The 20,249-nt window shown below is 71.6% G+C and carries 16 protein-coding genes; 13 read left to right on the forward strand and 3 right to left on the reverse strand.

The features are described 5' to 3' along the window. The first annotated feature begins 4 nt into the window (after positions 1-4). The 4 genes from LZP97_RS04800 to LZP97_RS04815 are packed head-to-tail and all read left to right on the forward strand — an operon-like array spanning position 5 to position 5,063. The gene (locus tag LZP97_RS04800) at positions 5-892 is read left to right on the forward strand and encodes an XdhC family protein (RefSeq protein ID WP_048773882.1); all 888 of its coding nucleotides are present in this window, start codon (positions 5-7) and stop codon (positions 890-892) included. 25 nt (positions 893-917) lie between these two features. Further along, entirely contained in the window at positions 918-1,787 is an 870-nt protein-coding gene (locus LZP97_RS04805) for an AAA family ATPase (RefSeq protein WP_010596385.1), read from the forward strand. Then, the gene (locus LZP97_RS04810; protein ID WP_048773881.1) at positions 1,784-2,998 is read left to right on the forward strand and encodes a vWA domain-containing protein; all 1,215 of its coding nucleotides are present in this window, start codon (positions 1,784-1,786) and stop codon (positions 2,996-2,998) included. Before LZP97_RS04805 ends, LZP97_RS04810 begins: the two co-directional genes overlap by 4 nt. A gap of 31 nt (positions 2,999-3,029) precedes the next feature. Further along, the gene (locus tag LZP97_RS04815; protein WP_017681990.1) at positions 3,030-5,063 is read left to right on the forward strand and encodes a cytochrome c oxidase assembly protein; all 2,034 of its coding nucleotides are present in this window, start codon (positions 3,030-3,032) and stop codon (positions 5,061-5,063) included. Here LZP97_RS04815 and LZP97_RS04820 read toward each other — a convergent pair. Beyond that, the gene (locus LZP97_RS04820; protein WP_017681991.1) at positions 5,060-5,917 is read right to left on the reverse strand and encodes a tryptophan-rich sensory protein; all 858 of its coding nucleotides are present in this window, start codon (positions 5,915-5,917) and stop codon (positions 5,060-5,062) included. The genes LZP97_RS04815 and LZP97_RS04820 overlap by 4 nt on opposite strands. A gap of 114 nt (positions 5,918-6,031) precedes the next feature. On the opposite strand from LZP97_RS04820, the gene LZP97_RS04825 reads away from it, so the two are divergent. Next, the gene (locus LZP97_RS04825) at positions 6,032-7,159 is read left to right on the forward strand and encodes an alpha/beta hydrolase family protein (protein ID WP_048773879.1); all 1,128 of its coding nucleotides are present in this window, start codon (positions 6,032-6,034) and stop codon (positions 7,157-7,159) included. A 256-nt stretch (positions 7,160-7,415) separates the two neighbouring features. On the opposite strand, the gene LZP97_RS04830 is transcribed toward LZP97_RS04825, so the two are convergent. Next, positions 7,416-7,961, reverse strand: coding sequence for a DUF2716 domain-containing protein (locus LZP97_RS04830; protein ID WP_010596390.1), 546 nt, complete (start codon positions 7,959-7,961; stop codon positions 7,416-7,418). Between the two features lie 79 nt (positions 7,962-8,040). Then, positions 8,041-8,397, reverse strand: a complete 357-nt coding sequence (locus tag LZP97_RS04835) for a hypothetical protein (RefSeq protein WP_010596391.1) — start codon at positions 8,395-8,397, stop codon at positions 8,041-8,043. Between the two features lie 224 nt (positions 8,398-8,621). Between LZP97_RS04835 and LZP97_RS04840 the strand changes: the two genes are divergently transcribed. The 8 genes from LZP97_RS04840 to LZP97_RS04875 all read left to right on the forward strand — a co-directional run bounded on the left by LZP97_RS04840 (position 8,622) and on the right by LZP97_RS04875 (position 20,246). Continuing rightward, complete coding sequence (locus tag LZP97_RS04840) at positions 8,622-9,512, forward strand: SRPBCC family protein (RefSeq protein ID WP_010596392.1); 891 nt, start codon at positions 8,622-8,624, stop codon at positions 9,510-9,512. A gap of 142 nt (positions 9,513-9,654) precedes the next feature. Next, on the forward strand, positions 9,655-10,764 hold the full coding sequence (locus LZP97_RS04845; protein ID WP_048773877.1) for an alpha/beta hydrolase family protein: 1,110 nt from the start codon (positions 9,655-9,657) through the stop codon (positions 10,762-10,764). Positions 10,765-10,843: 79 nt separating this feature from the next. Further along, positions 10,844-11,980, forward strand: coding sequence for a lipase family protein (locus tag LZP97_RS04850; protein ID WP_048773875.1), 1,137 nt, complete (start codon positions 10,844-10,846; stop codon positions 11,978-11,980). Between the two features lie 80 nt (positions 11,981-12,060). Beyond that, positions 12,061-13,734: an energy-dependent translational throttle protein EttA gene (ettA, locus tag LZP97_RS04855; RefSeq protein WP_017681995.1), complete on the forward strand. Its 1,674-nt coding sequence runs from the start codon at positions 12,061-12,063 to the stop codon at positions 13,732-13,734. Then, positions 13,727-14,137, forward strand: a complete 411-nt coding sequence (locus LZP97_RS04860; RefSeq protein ID WP_010596396.1) for an acyl-CoA thioesterase — start codon at positions 13,727-13,729, stop codon at positions 14,135-14,137. The genes ettA and LZP97_RS04860 overlap by 8 nt, the downstream gene beginning before the upstream one ends. A 108-nt stretch (positions 14,138-14,245) precedes the next feature. Next, complete coding sequence (locus tag LZP97_RS04865) at positions 14,246-19,063, forward strand: NAD-glutamate dehydrogenase (RefSeq protein ID WP_230831780.1); 4,818 nt, start codon at positions 14,246-14,248, stop codon at positions 19,061-19,063. 51 nt (positions 19,064-19,114) lie between these two features. After that, positions 19,115-19,549 (forward strand): acyl-CoA thioesterase, encoded by a 435-nt coding sequence (locus LZP97_RS04870; protein WP_010596399.1) that lies wholly within the window; start codon positions 19,115-19,117, stop codon positions 19,547-19,549. Continuing rightward, positions 19,542-20,246, forward strand: coding sequence for a hypothetical protein (locus LZP97_RS04875; RefSeq protein ID WP_010596400.1), 705 nt, complete (start codon positions 19,542-19,544; stop codon positions 20,244-20,246). Before LZP97_RS04870 ends, LZP97_RS04875 begins: the two co-directional genes overlap by 8 nt. The last annotated feature ends 3 nt before the right edge of the window (positions 20,247-20,249 follow it).

The following is a 20,249-nucleotide window of genomic DNA, read 5'->3' on the forward strand; positions in this document are numbered from 1 at the left end:
CCGTATGGACCTGACGATGCGTGCCGCGGAACTGACCCGCCGGCGCCGGGCGTTCGTCCGTGCCACCGTGGTGCGCGCCCAGCGGCCGACGTCCGCGCGGCCCGGCGACTGCGCGCTGGTACTCGACGACGGCACGATCGAAGGCTTCGTCGGTGGCCAGTGCACCGAGACCTCGGTGCGGGACGCCGCGCGACAGGCCCTGACCACGGGGGAGAGCACCCTGCTGCGGGTCCTGCCCGGCACCGCGCAGACCTTCCCCGACACCCCGGGGGCCACCGTCGCGGTCAATCCGTGCCTGTCGGGCGGCGCGACGGAGATCTTCCTCGAGCCGCAGCTACCCGCCCCGATGCTCGTCGTGTCGGGGTCGACGCCGGTGGCCGAGGCCGTCGCGGACTTCGCCGAGCGGCTCGACTTCGTGGTCGACCGCCTCGAGCCGGGCGCCACGCCCGCCGCCGACGCCGCGGCCGTCGTCGTCGCGAGCCTCGGTGGCGAGGAGCCGGGCGTCATCCGGGCCGCCCTCGACGCCGGGATCGGCTACGTCGGGCTCGTCGCCAGCCGGCGGCGCGGCGCCGACGTGCTCGCGCAGGCCGAGGTGCGCCCCGACGAACGAGCGCGCTTGCACACCCCCGCGGGTCTCGACATCGGGGCGCGCACCGCCGCGGAGATCGGGCTGTCGATCGTCGCCGAACTGGTGCAGGCGGTCCGCCGCGAGAATCTCGGGTCGCCCACCGCGCCGATCGCGGCCCCGCGCACCGCGGTGGACCCCGTCTGCGGAATGACCGTCACCGTCACCGCCGACACGCCGCATCTGTCCGACGCCGGCACCGATGTGTGGTTCTGCTGCCCGGGATGCCGCCGCGCCTACCAGAAGGAACACGCCACGTGTTCGTGACGGGACCGGCTCCGGGAGCCGGCCGATGAGCGTGTTCGCCGACGTCGACGACGTCGTCCGCCGGTTCGACGACCGGGACTACCTGCTCGACGAGGGCACCGCCACCGCCCTGTATCTCGCGGTGGAACTCGGCCGGCCGCTGCTGCTCGAGGGCGAACCCGGCGTCGGCAAGACCACCGCCGCCAAGGCCCTCGCCGCCGCCGTGGGCACCGAGCTGATCCGGTTGCAGTGCTACGAGGGTCTCGCCGCGAGCGAGGCCCTCTACGACTGGAACTACCAGCGGCAGCTGCTCGCGATCCGGCTCGCGGAAACCCGCGGCGAGACGCTGCGCGAGGCCGACCTCTACACCGAGGAGTTCCTGCTCGAACGGCCGGTGCTGCGCTGCGTGCGCCACCGCGGGCCCACCGTCCCGGTGCTGCTCATCGACGAGATCGACCGGGCCGACGACGAATTCGAGGCGCTGCTGCTCGAGTTCCTCGGCGAGTACTCGGTCACGATCCCCGAACTCGGCACCCTCGCCGCCGCTCGGCCCCCGATCGTCGTGCTCACCTCCAACCGCAGTCGCGACCTGCACGACGCGCTGCGCCGGCGCTGCCTGTACCACTGGATCGACTATCCGGACCGGCACCGCGCCGTGGCGATCCTGCGCCGCACCGTCCCCGCCGCGAACCTCGCGCTGGTCGAATCGGCCGCCGACTTCGTCGCCTCCGTGCGCCGGCTGGACCTGGACAAGGCGCCGGGCATCGCCGAGACCATCGACTGGGTGTCCGCACTCGTGGCGCTCGGAGTGGCGGATCTGGTCCACCCGGGCGCGGTGGCGACACTGACCGCGCTCGCCAAGACCCCCGACGACCGGACCACCATCCGCGCCGAATACGAGGAGTTCCGCGCGTGAGCAGCGCGCTGCTGCTGCGCGGCGTCGACCTCGCCGCGTTCACCGTGGCGCTCACCGACCGGTTGCGCCGCGCCGGCGTGCCCGTCGCCGCGACCGCCACCGCGACCCTGGTGCGGGCACTGCGCCTGCACCCGCCGCGCACCCGCAGTCGCCTGTACTGGACGGCGCGGATCGCCCTCGTCGACCGGCAGGACGCGCTCGAGGCATTCGACGCCGTCTTCGCCGAGGTCTTCGACCAGCAGGTGATCGCCGTCGACCCGCACGCCCGGCGCACCGGACCCGACGGGACGACGGGCGCGAGGGAGACCACCGTGCCGGGGCCGCACGCGCCCCCCGGGGCGCCGCAGTCCGGTGTGCCGTGGCACACCCGCGGCCCGCGCCGCTCCGGCGACCCCGGCGAGACGGCCCGGCCCGGGCCATGGGCGCCGAGCCCCGTCGAGATCCGCGCCGACCAACCGTTCGGCGACCTCCGGCCCGAGGACCTGCGCCTCCTGGGCCAGTGGCTCGAGCAGGCCCGGGTGCGCTGGCCGCGGCGCCTCGGCCGCCGCCGCACGCCGCACCACCACGGCCGCCTCGACGTGCGGGCCACCCTCGCCGCCTCCCGGCACACCGGGTTCGAGCTGATCCGTCTGTGCCGGGCGCGGCCGATCCGCCGGCCGCGCCGGATCGTGGTGCTGTGCGACGTGAGCCGGTCCATGCACGGCTACGCCGACACCTACCTGCACCTGATGCGGGCCGCGGTGCGCGCCGGCGACGCCGAGGTGTTCGCGTTCTCCACGAGCCTGACCCGGCTCACCGCGACCCTGGCGCACCGCTCCGCCGAGCACGCCGTCGCCCGGGCCAACGACACGGTCGTCGACCGCTACGGCGGCACCCACATCGCCGGGAGCCTCGAGGCGTTGCTCGCCTCCCACCACGGCAACCTGCTGCGCGGCGCCGTCGTGTTCGTCGCCTCCGACGGGTGGGACAGCGACGATCCGCAGGCGCTCGGCCGGGCCGTCGCGCGGATCCGTCGCCGCGCCCACCGGCTGGTGTGGCTGAACCCGCGGGCCGGCCGGCCCGGCTACCGTCCCGAGACGGGGCCCATGGCGGCAGCGCTGCCGCACTGCGACGCTCTGCACGCGGCCGACACCCTCGACGCCCTGCGCGTGGTGTTCGATCTCGACCCGGTCGCCGGGTGGGTGGCGCACGTCTCCGACGGTGCGTCGTAGCGGCGCTCGCCGAGGTCCTACCCTGGTACCTATGGCATCACCCGAGCTCGCGTCGGCCGCGCCGACCTCCTCGCCGCCGGCCGGGCGGCGCAACACGTCGGCACTGTACGTCCTCCTCGGGCTCGTCGCCGCGGTCGTCGCGCCGATCGTGGTCGGTCTGTCCGCCGCGCAGGCGCTGGTGCTGCTGGGCATCCCGGACCCGGGACCGCTCACCACCTACGGACTGCCCGCGGTGCGCGCGATCGCGGAGGTCGCGGCCGTCGCCGCGGTCGGATCGTTGTTCTTCGCCGCGTTCCTGGTGCCGCCGCAGCGCAGCGGGGTGCTGGACGTGGGCGGCTACCGGGCCGTGCGGACCGCGGGCGCCGCCGCCCTGATCTGGGCGTTGTGCTCGGCGGTGCTGGTGCCGCTGACCCTGTCCGACACCTCCGGGCAGCCGCTGGCCGAGGCGCTGAAGCCGGAGAACCTGTGGGGCGCGATCGGGCAGGTCGACACGGCGCTCGCGTGGGCGTGGACGTCGGCGCTCGCCCTGATCCTGGCGGTGCTGATCCGCGCCGCGGTGCGCTGGTCGTGGGTGCCGTACCTGCTGCTGCTGTCGCTGGTGACCCTGATGCCGCTGGCCCTGACCGGGCACTCGTCGTCGGGCGGGTCGCACGACATGGCCACCAACAGTCTCGTGCTGCACCTGGTCGCGGCGTCGGTGTGGGCGGGCGGGTTGTTCGCCCTGCTCGCCCACGGGTGGCGCCGCGGCACGCACACCGACCTCGCGGCCCGCCGGTTCTCGTTCGTCGCCGGGCTGGCGTTCGCGGTGATGGCCCTGAGCGGGGTCGTCAACGCCGCGGTCCGGCTGCCCGCGGACGAGCTGCTCACCAGCACCTACGGCCGGCTGATCGTGGCCAAGGCGCTGGCACTGATCGCCCTGGGTGTCCTCGGGTGGATGCAGCGGCGCCGTGCGCTGCCCGCGCTCGAGGCGAACCCCGACGATCGGGGCGCGCTCGTCCGGTTCGCGGCCGTCGAGGCCGTCATCCTGGCCGCCACGGTCGGCCTGGCCGTCGGGCTGGGCCGCACCCCGCCGCCCCCGCCCGCGACGGTGCCGTCGCTGCTCGAGGTGGAGCTGGGCTACAACCTGGACGGCCCCCCGACACTCGGCACCCTCTTCTTCGGGGCGTGGCGCTTCGACCTGATCTTCGGCACGATCGCCCTCGTCCTCGCGGTCGCCTACGCGATCGGGCTGTGGACGCTGCGCCGGCGCGGCGACAGCTGGCCCGTCGGCCGGTCGATCGCCTGGTTCTCCGGCTGCTTCGTGCTGCTGGTCGCCACGTCGTCGGGCGTGGGCATGTACTCGCCGGCGATGTTCAGCGTCCACATGGGCGCCCACATGGCGATGTCGATGCTGGCGCCCGTGCTGCTCGCCCTCGGCGGGGCGATGACCCTGGCGCTGCGGGCCTTCAAACCGGCGGGCCGCGACGGCTACCCCGGCCCGCGGGAATGGCTCCTCGCGTTCCTGCACAGCCCGCCGTCGCGGTTCTTCACCCATCCGGTCGTCGCGTCGGTGATGTTCGTCGGCGGCTTCTACGCGTTGTACCTGGGTGGGATCTTCGAGGCCAACGCCGACAGCCATGCCGCGCACGTGCTGATGAACCTGCACTTCCTGATCAGCGGCTACCTGTTCTACTGGGTCGTGATCGGCGTGGACCCGTCGCCGCGGGACGTGACGCCGGTGACGAAGCTGGCGATGGTGTTCGGCTCCCTGCCGTTCCACGCGTTCTTCGGCGTGACGTTGATGAGCATGGGCTCGGTGATGGCGGAGTCCTACTATCGCGGGCTCGGCCTGGCCTGGAACAGCGACCTGTTCGCCGATCAGAAGGTGGGGGGCAGTATCGCCTGGTCGGCGGGGGAGATCCCGCTGGTGCTGGTCATGCTGGCGCTGCTGGTGCAGTGGTCGCGCAGCGACGAGCGCACCGCGCGACGGGTGGACCGCGCCGCCGAGCGCGACGACGACGCCGATCTCGCCGCCCACAACGCGATGTTCGCCGAGCTGGCGCGGCGGGACCACGAGGGCCACTAGGTTCGCCGGCGCCGCGCGGTGTCGGTGCGCCGCCGCCGCGCGGCCTCGGTGCGCAGCCGCACGATCACCGCGGACAGCACCGCCACGGCCGCCGCGCCGCCCGCCGCGACGGCGGCCGGGACTGAGGTGAATCCGGTGTCGCCGCTGCGGGCCACCGCGATCCACACCAGGCCCCACGCCATGGCCGCGGCGACGGCGAGCCGCCCGTGCCCGGCGATGGCCAGGAGCACCGACACCGCGGCGACCGCGACCAGGACGATCACCGCCCAGGCGTCGGCGCCCAGCGAGAACGGGTCGACGTCCGCGGCGCGCAGCGCCGCCGCCGTGTTCGCGACGGTGGCCACCGCGACCCAGCCCAGGTACAGGAACATCGTGCCGTCCACGACGACCGCTTCCACGCGGGACGACGGCGCGGTGCGGGTCAGGCCGAGGAAGATCCGGACCAGCACGGCCAGCAGCGCGACGATGACCGCGACGCTGAGCGCGAGCAGTTCGAGCTGCACGACGAGGATCCACGCGGCGTTGAGCAGCATCGACGCGGCGATCCACCAGCCGAGCGCCCGCTGGCGGGGGTCGGCGTGGTGCGCGGGCAGCGCCTGCCACACCGCGAGCGCCAGCAGACCCGCGTAGATCACCGACCAGATCGCGAATGCCGGACCGCCCGGCGCCACCGCCGTCGCATCGGCGGAGAGCGCCCCGTCGGCCACCTCGGAGATCGGTGTGCCCACCACGGCCCCGGAACCGAGGAAGGACAGAGCGACCGCGGCGATCGCCGACACGGCGACGCCTGCGACGCGGAGCCGATCGGCGGCGGTGGCCTGTGGGGTCGTCGAGCTCGCCGGGAAAGTCGTCATGCCTCGGAAGATGCCCGGCGTCACCGTGCCCGAAACGTCCTGTCCGGCTGGGCGCCGCTGCTAGGTTTGAGCGCCTGTAGGTTCGAGCGCCTGCACCGACGACGGGAGGACACGATGAGGGGAATCGGGTGGCGGCTGCGGGCGCTCGCGTGCATCGGGGCCGTGGCTGCCGGGCTGGTCGTGCCCGCGACGGCCGGCGCGCAGCCCGGGCCCGGCACGGTGGTCGCGGTCGAGTCACTGCCCGGTGAGCTGTCGGTGCCGGGAGCGGCCACGGCCGAGCGACTGGCCTTCCGCACCCAGTGGCGATCGGGTGCGTCGACGACCGCCTCGGGTGTCCTGTACCTGCCCCCGGGTCAGGCGCCCGAGGGTGGCTGGCCGGTCGTGTCGTGGGCCCACGGCACCGTCGGCGTCGGCGACGAGTGCGCCCCGTCGCGCAACCCGCGCACCGACCGCGACCGGACGTACCTCGGGCACTGGCTGTCCCGGGGCTACGCCGTGGTCGCCTCCGACTATCCCGGCCTGGGCGGCGACGGCCTGCACACGTATCTCGACGGGCCGAGCGCCGCGAACAGCGTCGTCGACGTCGTCCGGGCCGCCCGCGCCGCCGAGCCGTCGCTGTCGAACCGCTGGATCGTGATCGGCCAGTCGCAGGGCGGCCACGCGGCCCTGCACACCGCGCTCCTGGCGACGTCGCGGGCCCCCGAACTCGACTTCCGCGGCATGATCGCCACCGGCGCGCCGTCGAACCTCGAGACGCTGTTCCCGTTCGGCGGTCCCGGATTCCCGGATCTGGGCCTCGACGGCACCACCGTGTTCCTGTCCTACGTCCTGGCCGGTCTGCGAGTCGCACGGCCCGACGTGGACGTGAACAGCTACCTCACCCCGGTCGGACGGGACGTGGTCGACGACGCGGAGCGGCTCTGCTACGCCGAACTCAGCGACCGCGTCGACGGCATCGGAGTGGGGGAAATCCTCGCCCGCCCGCTCGGCGACGACCGCATGCGCGCGGCCCTCGCCGACTACATGGGAGTGCCCACCCGTGGCTACGACCGGCCGCTGTTCCTCGGCCAGGGATTGCGCGATCAGGTCGTGCCGGCGCCGCTGTCGTTCAAGCTCGTCGCCGACCTGTGGTCCGGGGGTACAAACGTCGACTACCGCACCTACCCCAACGGGCATTCCGAGACCATGTTCGACGCACTGCCGGCCACCACGCCGTTCGCGGCGACCCTGTTCGGCGGGTAGAGCCGCTGTTCGTGCGGGGCCCGGTGATTGTCGAGGCTGCTGCGGGTCGACGCGTCAGCTGACGCGGGCGCAGGGCCGCAAGATGTTCGACCTGCACGAGGCCGGCGCGAAGACTGTGGTCGCCGGCGGATCGGCCCAGTCAGCCGAATCCGGCGACGATGAGGGTGTCGCCTTCTCGACAGGTGGCGAGGGCTTCGCACAGTCCGGGCCGATGTCGTGGCCCCGTCCCGCGGTGCGCGAGTGGTGTGCTGTTGTGTTACAGGGCGTCGGGTCGACGGCCGTCGATCCGTATGACAGGCAGCCACGTCGCGAGGGTCCGGCCCAATGAACCGACAGGACGTTCGCCGAACACGCACAGGGTCTGCTCCCACGGGTGTCCGAACGTGCCCTCGCTGAGGTCGTCGCGCAGAAAGAGGTGGTAGTCGCCGTTGGGGTAGACCGGAACCCGCCACTCGGTGTCCGGGGTGGCGGCATGCACGGCCGTATCGAGCCGATAGCAGGTGTGCTGCCAGTCCAGCACCACGAACATCGGGTCCTCGGGGAAATCGGAGACGAAACAACGTAACGCTTCGGCGTTGATCGCATCGAAGCGGCTCTGCCACGCGCCTGCGATGTCGGCAGGCGCGGTGAGATCGAACGTGATCGACGGTGTCGGTTCTGCCATCGCCGGCCAATCCGACTCGGTAAGACCAGGCCGGAACCTGAACCGGTCGGTGAACTGATCCCAGTACCGGTTCTGGTCGTCGAGTGTGGTCCAGCCCGGGGGCAACGGGCTACCGAAGTCGAGTGTGTGTCTCATCATGGCGCGTCTCCTCGTAACCGGTACCGCCGCGCCCACAGCGATACCTCTGTTGCTGTGCGGGACCATCACAAGGGCGGGGTCACACGTGGCGTCGCCGCCAGGTCCACACGCACAAGGCAATTCCCACGAGTGATATCGCAGGTAGTACCCATCTCCACCGACGCAATGTCATGAACCGCTGGTACTGCTCGTTCGACAGGAACTGCAAACCCGGCTGATTCACGGTGGGCGGATCCCACCAGTAACTGCCCGAGCCGGTCAGCACCTGAGGCCATGCGAAGACACTCACCGCAGCCGCGATGACGATGCAGGTCGCCGGGAATGCCACCCAGAACCACGGAAACCCGGAAGCGCGTTCCACCCGGTCTCGCTGTCGCACCACCACGCCCGCCACCAGCCCCATCAGCGCCAGAACTCCGAACACCAACCATGCCATGCGCTCGGACGATACGGCCCTTCCGCTGGAAGGTCGGGAAACCAACGTACGGAGTGCTGTTCGAAGATCGTCGAACAGCACAGCAGCCTGGGCCCACGGAGCGGTGACATCGAGACCACAACCGGCCGATCCCGAGCTCCGGGTGGCCGGCGGAGCGTAGCGTGCGAAACGTGTGATCCGGCGGCCGTAATTCGGGGACAGTCAGGACGGAAGGGATCGGACCGATGGCGAAGATGAGCCGCACCACCACGATCGAGGCGCCCGTGGCGGAGGTGTTCGAGTTCGCGAAGGACGTCGGGAAGTTGTGGGTCTGCTTTCCCGACTGCGCAGTGAGGGACGTCGACCTCACCCCGGACGGGGTCGGGACGAGTGCCGAGTGGTTCGAGAAGCTGCTGGGCCTGCACCTGAAAGGACGCGTGGAGTACACCGAGGTCGTCCCCGGCGAGCGCATCGTGGCCCGATCCAGCATGGGACCGGTCTGGACCTTCACGTTCGCGCCGCAGGACGGCGCGACGAGCCTGACCTTGGACTGCGAATGGACACTCGACGTTCCGGTCGTCGGGGTGCCCGTCGAGGAGTTGATGTTCAAGTTGAGCGGGGGTGACATCGAACGGATGCTCGCGACCGTGAAGGCACGGGTCGAGGGTGCCCGGACTCCGGCCGCGCCGCCGAGCGCGCGTGCGGCGCAGAGCATCACGATCGATGCCCCCGTCGAGAAGGTGTTCGGGTTCGCGCGCGACATCGGGAAGCTGTGGTCCGCTCACCCGAACATGGCGGTCCGGGAGGTCCACTCGACCCCGGACGGTGTCGGGTCGAGCGCCCAGTGGTTCGGAGGACTCCGGGGCCTGCATTTCGAGGATCACGTCGAGTTCGTCGAGGTCGTCCCCGACGAACGCATCGTCGTCCGGTCGACGCCCCGGGCGGGCATCGAGTTTCTGTGGACGCTCACGCTTGCGCCCGCCGACGGCGGCACCGAGGTGACGCTGGCAGGAACCTCGCATGTCGCCGTCCTCGTCGCCGACGTCCCCCTCGGCGATCATCTCCCGAAATGGACCGAGAGCAGCATGCAGCAGATGCCGGCCCACCTGAAGACCCGGATCGAGCGTGTGGGCTGACCCGAGCCGGTCGCGCCGGGTGCCGGATCGCACCGTCGCGGCGGCCGGCACGCCGTCCCCGACCGCGCGTCGTCGTCGCGGGGAGACCCGAGGGGATCCGTGGACGAGCCGACTCCCTCGTGAGACGGGGGTACGCCGGGCGGTGTGGACGGTCTGCGCGTCGTCGGCCGTGTTGTTCCCGGCCGGACTGTGCCCGCCCGTCGCGGTCGCCGAACCGGTGCCCGGGGCGGTGATGTCCGTGGAGCCGCTGCCACCCGAGCTGTCCGTGCCGGGCGCTGCGGTCGCGGAGCGGCTCACCTACCGCACCCAGTGGCGCTCCGGTGCCGCCGCCGTCGACACCGGGGTGCTGTTCCTGCCGCCGGGCCCGACACCCGAGGGTGGCCGTCCGGTGGTGTCGTGGGCCCACGGCACCGTCGGTCTCGGCGACGACTGTGCCCCGTCGCGCAACCCACGCGTCGACCGGGAACAGCGGTATCTCGCGCACTGGCTGTCGCAGGGCTACGCCGTGGTGGCCGCCGACTACCCCGGACTCGGCACCGACGGCCTGCACACATATCTCGACGGGCCCACGGCCGCGAACAGCGTGATCGACATCGTGCGGGCGGCGCGCGCAGTGGAGCCGTCCCTGTCGCCCCGCTGGGTCGTCGTCGGTCAGTCGCAGGGCGGGCACGCGGCGCTGCACACCGCGCACCGGGCCACGGCGCGCGCGCCGGAGCTCGACTTCCGCGGCGCGGTCGCCACCGGTGCGCCGTCCAACCTCGAGCTGCTGTTCCCGTTCGGTGTGCCCGGCTTCCCCGACCTCGACCTCGACGGGCTCGTCTCGTTCAGCGCGTACATCATGGCCGGTCTGCGGACGGCCCGTCCCGACGTCGATGTGAACAGCTACCTCACGCCCGTCGGACGCGAACTCGTCGATGCCGCCGAGCGCCTCTGCTACAGCGAGCTCGAGGACCGCGCCGCCGGTGTGGCCGTCGGGCAGCTGTTGTCCCGGCCGCTCGGTGACGACCGGATGCGCGCCACGCTCGCGGACTACCTCGGCGTCCCGGCCCGCGGTTACGACCGGCCCCTGTTCCTGGGCCAGGGCCTGGAGGACCGGATGGTGCCGGCCCCGTTGTCGTTCAAGCTCGTCGCCGACCTGTGGGCCGGCGGCGCCGACGTCGACTACCGCACCTATCCGGCCGACCACTTCGCCACCCTCTTCGAGGCCCTCCCCGACACCACGAGGTTCGTCACCGCCCGATTCGTCCGGTAACGCCGGACGGTCGGGGACCGACGTGCGAGGTGGTGCCTGCCGACGACCGGCACGCGCGTCGGACGAGCGGAGGACTTTCATGGGCCGGACCAGGCGGTGGCGATGGGCGCTGTGTGCGGTCGGTGCGGTGCTGGCGGGCGGGCTCACTCCGCCCGTCGCCGGGGCCGAACCCGCAGCCGCCGACCCCGGCGCGATCGTCTCGGTCGAACCGTTGCCACCCGAACTGTCGGTGTCCGGCGCCGCGGTCGCCCAGCGGCTCACGTACCGCACCGAGTGGCGCTCCGGTGCGCCGGCCGTCGGCACCGGAGTGCTGTTCCTGCCTCCGGGCCCGGCCCCGGAGGGCGGCCGGCCGGTGATCTCCTACGCCCACGGCACCGTCGGCATCGGCGACGACTGCGCACCGTCGCGGAATCCGCGCGCCGACGTCGAGCGCGCGTACCTCGAACACTGGCTAGCCCAGGGGTACGCCGTCGTGGCGGCCGACTACCCGGGACTGGGCACCGACGGCGTCCACACCTACCTCGACGGCCAGAGCGCCGCCAACAGCGTCGTCGACATCGTGCGCGCGGGCCGTGCCGCCGAGCCGTCGCTGTCGCCGCGGTGGGTCGTCGTCGGCCAGTCGCAGGGCGGGCACGCCGCGCTGCACACCGCACACCGGGCCTCGTTGCGGGCGCCGGAACTCGACTTCCGCGGCACGGTCACCACCGGGGCGCCGTCCAACCTCGAGCGGCTGTTCCCCTTCGGCGGGCCCGGATTCCCCGATCCGGGTTTCGAAGGTCTGGTCGCGTTCAGCTCCTACATCTTCGCCGGACTCCGCGCCGCCCATCCCGACCTGGACGTGAACAGCTACCTGACCCCCACCGGGCGGGAGTTCGTCGATGCGGCCGAACGACTCTGCTACAACGAGCTCGACGCGCTCGCCGGCGACGTCCGGGTCGGCGACCTCGCGGCGCGGCCCCTGTCCGAAGGCCCCTTTCCCGCCGTGTTCACCGACTACCTCGGCGTCCCGACCAGCGGGTACGACCGCCCCATGTTCCTCGCCCAGGGCATCCACGACACGATGGTCCCCGCGCCGTTGTCGGCCGGGCTCGCAGCCGACCTGCTGGCGGCGGGTGCCGACATCGACTATCGGGTGTACGTCGCCGGCCACAACACGACCATGACCCGTTCCCTGCCCGACACCACCCCGTTCGTGGCGCGGCTGTTCGCCTCGTAGCCGGGCCGCTTCCGGGTCTTACCGACCGGGCCGGTCGTCCGGGATGTGGTGTCCGCGGGTCGGCCCGATACGCTGGACCTATGGCGGAGTTCATTTACACGATGAAGAAGGTGCGCAAGGCGCACGGTGACAAGGTCATTCTCGACGACGTCACCATGAGCTTCTACCCGGGTGCCAAGATCGGTGTGGTCGGACCGAACGGCGCGGGCAAGTCGTCCATCCTCAAGATCATGGCCGGGCTGGACCAGCCCAGCAACGGGGAGGCCTTCCTCGATCCCGAAGCCTCCGTCGGCATCCTCCTGCAGGAACCGCCGCTCAACGAGGACAAGACCGTCCGCGGCAACGTGGAGGAGGGTCTCGGCGAGATCAAGGTCAAGCTCGACCGGTTCAACGAGATCGCCGAGCTGATGGCGACCGACTACTCCGACGAGCTCATGGAGGAGATGGGCAAGCTCCAGGAGGAACTCGACCACGCCAACGCCTGGGACATCGACTCGCAGCTCGAGCAGGCGATGGACGCCCTGCGCTGCCCGCCGCCGGACGAGCCGGTCACCCACCTGTCGGGCGGTGAGCGCCGCCGCGTCGCCCTGTGCAAGCTGCTGCTGAGCAAGCCCGACCTGCTGCTGCTCGACGAGCCCACCAACCACCTCGACGCCGAGTCGGTGCTGTGGCTCGAGCAGTTCCTCGCGAGCTACCCCGGTGCCGTCCTCGCCGTCACCCACGACCGGTACTTCCTCGACCACGTCGCGCAGTGGATCTGTGAGGTCGACCGCGGCAAGCTGCACCCGTACGAGGGCAACTACTCCACCTACCTGGAGAAGAAGGCCGAGCGCCTCGAGGTGCAGGGCAAGAAGGACCAGAAGCTGCAGAAGCGCCTGCGCGAGGAGCTCGAGTGGGTCCGGTCCGGGGCCAAGGCCCGCCAGACCAAGAACAAGGCCCGTCTCGCCCGCTACGAGGAGATGGCCGCCGAGGCCGAGAAGTTCCGCAAGCTGGACTTCGAGGAGATCCAGATCCCGACGCCGCCGCGCCTGGGCGACGTCGTGGTCGAGGTCGACCACCTCGACAAGGGGTTCGAAGGCCGCGTGCTGATCAAGGACCTGTCCTTCACGCTGCCGCGCAACGGCATCGTCGGCGTGATCGGCCCCAACGGCGTCGGCAAGACCACCCTGTTCAAGACCATCGTCGGCCTCGAGAAGCCGGACTCCGGCACCGTGAGGGTCGGCGACACCGTCAAGCTGAGCTACGTCGACCAGTCCCGCGCGAACATCGACCCGAACAAGACGGTCTGGGAGGTCGTGTCCGACGGGCTCGACTACATCGAGGTCGGCCAGAACGAGATGCCCTCACGGGCGTACGTCAGCGCCTTCGGCTTCAAGGGACCGGATCAGCAGAAGAAGGCCGAGGTGCTCTCCGGTGGCGAGCGCAACCGCCTCAACCTGGCGCTGACCCTCAAGGAGGGCGGCAATCTGATCCTGCTCGACGAGCCGACCAACGACCTCGACGTCGAAACCCTCAGCTCGCTCGAGAACGCGCTGCAGAAGTTCCCCGGCTGTGCCGTCGTGATCTCCCACGACCGCTGGTTCCTCGACCGCACCTGCACCCACATCCTCGCGTGGGAGGGCAACGTCGAGGAGGGCAAGTGGTTCTGGTTCGAGGGCAACTTCGAGTCGTACGAGGCCAACAAGGTCGAGCGGCTCGGAGCGGAGGCGGCGCGTCCGCACCGCGTCACCCACCGGAAGCTCACCCGTGACTGAGCGGAAGACCTTCACCTGCACGCTGGAGGTGCGCTGGGCCGACTCCGACCGCCTCGGGCACGTCAACAACACGAAGTTCGTGGAGTACATGCAGGAAGCCCGGATCAAGTTCCTGCAGAGCGGCCCGTTCGCGCGCGGCGCCGTGGTGGTGCGGAAGATGGACGTGGAGTTCCTGCGTCCGCTCAAGGACGACTCCGGTCCGATCACCGTCGCCATCTCGGTACTGCATGTGGGCAACAGCTCGTACACCCTGCGGCACGTGATCACCGATGTGCAGGGCCACCCGTGCGGCTCCGGGGACGCGGTGCTCGTCGGGTTCGACCCGCGCACGGAGACCGCCCGGCCGCTGTCCGCCGAGGAGCGGGCGGTTCTCGAGGAGTACGTCGCCGCCCCGGTCGCCTGACCGCCCGGCGCGGGATTCCCCCCTCACACCCGGCGCCGCGGATAGGCTCGCACCAGAGCCTGTCCGCGGCGCTGCCGGTTTCCGGCCGCGAATGAGGGAGTGAGCACCATGGCCGAGTCCGCCCCACCCCACGGGGTTTCGCCGAACCGGCAGCTCGCGGCATCCGCTCTCGAGGACAGCTACCGGCGCTACGCGGACACCGTCGACGCCCCCGAGCGCGCCCTGGCCGCTCACCTGGACCTCGGCCGGCAGCGGCACGAGGCCGAGGTCCTGACCCGCGTCTACCGGCCCGGCGACCGATGGGACATCGGTGCCGCCCTGCAGATCGTCACCGACGACATGCCCCTGCTCGTCGAATCCGTCATCGCGCTGCTGACCCGGCTCGGCGTCGCCATCCGCGAACTTGTCCATCCCGTCGTGTCCGTCCGGCGCGACGAGGACGGCGGCCTGCGCGAGATGGTGGCCGACACGACGCCCCCGTCCGGCTTCGTCACCGAGTCGTGGATACACGTCCAGTTGCATCCGGCCACCGCCGAGGCCGCCCTCGACGCGGTCGGCACCGAGATCGGGGGCGTGCTCGCCGACGTCCGGCAGGTCGGCGCGGACACCGCCGAAATGCTCGTCCGGGAACGCGATCTCGCCACCGAACTCGACGCGCTCGCCGAGAACCCGCCGCCGCGGCGCGCCGCGGAGGATCTGCGGGAGACGGCGGCGCTGCTGCGCTGGTTCGCGCGGGGCAACTACACCGTCCTCGGCTATCGGCGCTACGACGTCGTCGCCGACGCCTCGGGAACGCGCCATGCCCGCGCCGTGCCGGGCAGCGGACTCGGGGTGCTGCGCTCCGACCTGGCCGCCGACGACGTGATCGACATGTCGGCAACGGTCGAGGCCGCCGACCGCCCGCTGCTGGTGCTCACCCAGGCGTCCCTGCCTGCCACGGTGCACCGCTCGGTGTACCCGTACTTCGTGGGAGTCGCCGTTCTCGACTCCGACGGCCGGGTCGTCGGCGAGCACCGGTTCCTCGGTGTGCTCGCCGTGACCGCGCTGCACGAGAACGTGCTCGACATTCCGGTGCTGGCCCGGCGGGTACGAGAGGTGGTGGCCCGCGCCGGCGTGGAACTGTCGTCGTTCACCGGACAGGCCATGCTCGAGGTGCTGCAGGCGCTGCCCCGGGTGGAACTGTTCTCCGCCGACACCGAGACCCTCCACGAGACCGTCACCGCGGTCGTCGCGATGCGCCGGCAACTGCGGCTGTTCGTGCGGGTCGATCCCTACGGCCGCTTCGTCTCGTGCCTGATCTACCTGCCCCGTGACCGCTACAACACCCGCGTGCGGGTCGCGATGCAGCAGATCCTGCTGCGCGAGTACGGCGGAGGTGCCATCCACTACACCGCCCGGGTCACCGAGGGCGATCTGGCGTTGCTGCACGTGACCATCCGGACGCCGCCGGGCCAGGCCCTGCCGCGGATCGACACCTCCGAGGACAATCGGCTGCGCATCCAGGCCCTGCTCGCCGAGGCCAGCCGCAGCTGGGACGATCACCTCGCCGACCTGGCCGCCACCGACCACACCGTCGATCCCGTGCTCGTGCAGCGGTACGCGGAGGTGCTGCCCGACGGCTACAAGGAGGACTTCGACGCAGACCGGGCGCTGGCCGACATCGCCCGTCTCGAGGCGCTGCGGGACGGCAGCATCGACCTGCTGCTGTACCGGCGGCCCGGCGCCGACCCACGGCGTTGGCGTTTCACGCTCTACATCGGCAGTGAGGGCATCACCCTCAGCCAGGTGCTGCCGGTGCTGCAGAGCCTCGGCGTCGAGGTACTCGACGAGCGGCCGTACCAGATCATCCGCGCCGACCGGATGAGCTGCTGGATCTACGATTTCGGACTGGTCCTGCCCGTCGACCTCGAACCCGACCCGAAGGTGACCACCCGCTTCACCGCGGCGTTCGCCGCCGTGTGGCACGGATTGTCGGAACCGGACCGGTTCAACGAACTGGTCCTGCGGGCCGGAATGGGCTGGCGGCAGGCCATGATGCTGCGCGCCTACGCCAAGTACCTGCGGCAGGCCGGCTTCCCCTACAGCCAGTACCACATCGAAGGAGTCCTGCTCGCCGACCCGGCCACCACCGCGCTGCTCGCGGAGCTGTTCGAGGCGATGTTCGACCCGGCCGAGGCGTCCGCCGACCGCGAGCAGGACACCACCGCCGAACTGGCCGGCCGGATCGACGCCGTCGTCGGTCTCGACGCCGACCGGATCCTGCGCGGCCTCTTCGGCCTGATCCGGGCGACGTTGCGTACCAACTACTTCGTGTCGGGCGACGACGGGGCCGTCCCGCCCGCACGCGCCGACGCCGCACCCGCCCGGGCCCTGTCGTTCAAACTCGACCCGACCCGCATCGACGAGTTGCCCCAGCCGCGACCGAAGTTCGAGGTGTTCGTCTACGCCCCCGACGTCGAGGGTGTGCACATGCGTTTCGGGGCGGTCGCCCGCGGTGGCCTGCGCTGGTCGGACCGGCGGGAGGACTTCCGCACCGAGATCCTCGGTCTCGCGAAAGCGCAGGCCGTGAAGAACGCCGTCATCGTCCCCGTCGGCGCCAAGGGAGGCTTCGTGGTCAAGCGTCCGGTCTCGCCGACCGGCGATGCGGCCGCCGACCGGCAGGCCGTGCGCGCGCAGGGCGAGGCCTGCTACCGGCGGTTCATCGCCGGTCTGCTCGACGTCACCGACAACCTCGACCGCGCCCGGGGCGTGGCCGTGCCGCCGCCGCGGGTCGTCCGCCGCGACGGCGACGACACCTACCTCGTGGTCGCCGCCGACAAGGGCACCGCCACCTTCTCCGACCTCGCCAACGAGGTCGCCCGCGAGTACGGGTTCTGGCTCGGCGACGCCTTCGCCTCCGGCGGCTCCGCCGGCTACGACCACAAGGCGATGGGCATCACCGCCCGCGGAGCCTGGGAGAGCGTCAAGCGGCACTTCCGTGAACTGGGCGTCGACACCCAGAGCGAGGACTTCACCGTCGCCGGCATCGGCGACATGAGCGGCGACGTGTTCGGCAACGGAATGCTCCTGAGCACGCACATCCGGTTGGTGGCCGCGTTCGACCATCGGCACATCTTCCTCGATCCCGATCCGGAGCCCGCCGCTTCGTACGCCGAGCGGCGCCGCCTGTACGAGCTGCCCCGTTCGTCGTGGGCCGACTACGACACGGACCTGATAAGCACCGGCGGCGGGGTATGGGAGCGCTCCCTCAAGTCCGTCCCCCTCAGCGCCGAGGTGCGGAGCGTGCTCGGACTCGACAACGACGTCACCGAGCTCTCGCCCCCCGAACTGATCCGCGCGATCCTGCGCGCCCCGGTGGACCTGCTGTGGAACGGTGGCATCGGCACGTACGTCAAGGCCGCTCCCGAAACCGACGCCGACGTGGGCGACAAGAGCAACGACGCGGTCCGCGTCAACGGCGGCACCCTCCGCGCCCGGGTGGTGGGGGAGGGCGGCAACCTCGGCGTCACCCAGCGCGGCCGCATCGAGTACGCCCGGGCCGGCGGCAAGATCAACACCGACGCGATCGACAACTCCGCCGGGGTCGACTGCTCCGACCACGAGGTCAACATCAAGATCCTGCTCGACTCGATGGTCACCGCCGGCGCGCTCGCCGCCGCCGACCGCAATCCGCTGCTCGAATCCATGACCGACGAGGTCGGGCGAATCGTCCTCGAGGACAACATTTCCCAGAACAACCTGCTCGGCTACTCCCGCACCGGCGCCCCCACGATGCTCGCGGTGCACCAGCGGCTGATCGCCGATCTCGTCGCCGAGCGCGGGATCGACCGGTCCCTCGAGGCGCTGCCCGGCGACGCCGAGATCGAGCGGCGCCGCCTCGAAGGTGAGGGACTCACCTCGCCGGAGCTGTCCACCCTGCTCGCCCACGTCAAACTCGCCCTCGCCGACGACCTGCTCGACACCGACCTGCCCGACAGCGAGACCTTCGCCGGACGGCTACCCGGCTATTTCCCGAGGCAACTGCGCGAACCCTTCCGCGCCGGCATCCGGTCCCACCCCCTGCGCCGGCAGATCGTCGCGACCATCCTCGCCAACGAGACCGTCGACAACGGCGGGATCAGCTACGTCTACCGGCTCTCCGAGGAGGCCGGCGCATCGAGCACCGACGCCATCCGCGCCTACGCCGCCGTCACCGAGATCTTCGACCTGCCCGGCGTGTGGGCCCGCATCCGCTCCGCCGACACGACCACGGCCGTCGCCGACGACCTGCTGCTCGAATCGCACCGCGTCCTCGACCGGGCGTCGCGGTGGCTGCTGTCGAACCGGCCGCAACCTCTGGCCGTCGGCGCCGAGATCAGCCGGTACCGGGCGATGTTCGCGCGGCTCGCCCCCCGCGTGGGGGAGTGGATGCAGGGTCACCACGTGCAGGACCTGAAGGAGCGCGCCGAGCCGCTGCTCGCGCGCGGCGCCCCCGAGGAGTTGACGTGGGACGTGTTCCGCCTCCTCGACCAGTTCCCGCTGCTGGACGTGATCGACATCGCCGACATCGCCGAACGGGACGAGGCCGAGGTCGCCGAGCTGTACTACGCGATGGACGCGCACATGGGGATCGACTGGCTGCTCTCGGCGGTGACGTCCCTCGAACGCGGCGACCGCTGGCACTCGCTGGCGCGGCTCGCCCTGCGCGACGAGCTGTACGGGTCGCTGCGCACGCTCACCCTCGACGTGCTCGCCACGGCCGAACCCGGCGAGAGCACCCGCGAGATGATCGAGGACTGGGAGCTGACCAACGGCTCGCGGCTCGGCCGCGCGAGGTCGGCGCTCGAGGAGATCTTCCTGTCTGGAAACCTGGACCTCGCGACGCTGTCCGTGGCGGCGCGTCAGGTCAGGAGCATGGTGCGCGCCGGCGCACCCGACAGGAGGTAGACAGTTGAAGCACGCCGGGGCCGACCACCGTGGAGCCGTGGGGACCGCGCAGTGAGCGACGCGACCGAACAGTTCGGCTTCCACACCGCGGTGGAGGTCCGCTGGTCCGACATGGACGCGTTCCAGCACATCAACCACGCGCGCATGGTCACCCTCCTCGAGGAGGCCCGCATCCCGTGGTTGTTCGCCGACGGCCGGCCCACCGTGAACCTGCGGGAAGGCGCCGTGATCGCCGACCTGCACGTGCGGTACCGCGGCCAGTTGCGGCACGAGGACAGCCCCCTGGACGTGCTGATGTGGATCGAGCGGGTGCGGGCGGTCGACTTCACCATCGGCTACGAGGTCCGGCCCGGTGGTGCGCCGGCCGACGCCACGGCCTCCGTCGTCGCCTCGACCCAGATCGCGGCGTTCGACATCGGAACCCAGCGGCTGCGCCGGCTCACCGATCCCGAACGCGAGTACCTGCAACGGTGGCGTCGTGACTGACGCCGTCGGAGCGGCCGGGACGGCACCCGAACGGTGGTTGCAGATCCCGGACCCCGTCGACCGCGCCGACCTCGTCGCGTTCCTCACCCGTGCGGTCCGTCTCGACGAGGCCGCCGTGGTGCGGCTGCGGCAACGGCGCGACGGCCTCCTCTCGGCCTGGGTGAACACCGGATTCGATGCCCTCGCCGTCCGGGTGCTGCGCGGCACGGTCGCCCCGCCGGACACGACCGTCGCCGCGGACGGGCTGCGCGCGATCCTCGTCGCCGCCGGCGACGACGGGGTGGATCCCGGGTGGGCGATGGACTCGGTGTGGCGCGGCGCGCTGCCCCCGGAAACCGGGTACGTCCACCTCGACGACGTTCCCGCCCGCATTCTCGTCGACCTCGCGCAGCGCGGCGTCGCGCTCAGCCGCGAGCAGGGACAGGGACCGCCGTCGTCGCTGCTCGCGCAGGAGGTGCTCGAGGTCGCCGGCGGGGGAGAGCGGGCCGGGGTGCCGATGCGGCTGGTGTTCGCGCTCAACGCGATGGGGTTCGTGCCCACCGGCGGCGCCCGCGCGACGGCGGAGATCGACCTGGACCGGATCGATCCGGCCGAGGTGGTGCGCGTGCGGGCGACGGCGACGTGGCTGCGGCTCGACGCCCGCTACGGATCGGTCTACCTCCGTCGCGGGGGCGGTCTCGGCCTCAGCGTGCGCTGACGC

Origin of the sequence: Rhodococcus sp. DMF-1, assembly GCF_021441945.1 — a bacterium.
Classification (GTDB): domain Bacteria; phylum Actinomycetota; class Actinomycetes; order Mycobacteriales; family Mycobacteriaceae; genus Rhodococcus; species Rhodococcus ruber.